Source organism: Mesorhizobium sp. WSM4848, assembly GCF_055811375.1.
Window position 1 is genome coordinate 1 of the sequence record NZ_JBVVPX010000133.1, and the last position, 341, is coordinate 341.

Annotated in this window: 1 pseudogene; it reads right to left on the reverse strand. The window is 61.3% G+C overall.

Features of this window, described 5'->3' with window-relative positions:
• A pseudogene (locus AC0L16_RS33645) lies at window positions 1-341 on the reverse strand (thiazole synthase); the annotation flags it as partial.

Sequence of the window (341 nt, forward strand, 5' to 3'; positions counted from 1 at the left end):
GGCGCGCACCAGGGCATGAGCACCCTGCATCCGGCTTCCAGCAATCGCTCGGCGACGACGAGATCGTCCGTCGTGTACGGAAATACTGCAAAACCGTCTTCGCACAGGATTCGCGCGGCCTCGACCAAGCCGAAGACATCCGGCTGCAGCGTATCATGATTGCCGATCACCTCGAGCTTGATCCAGCTCGTGCCAAAAACCTCGCGCGCCATCTTTGCGGTCGTGACGGCTTCCTTGACGGAGTGACAACCGGCGGTGTTGGGCAGGACATGCAGCCGCAGCGATTGGATAAGCGACCAGAATTTCTCGCCACCCTTGCCGCCGGCCATTTCGCGGCGCAA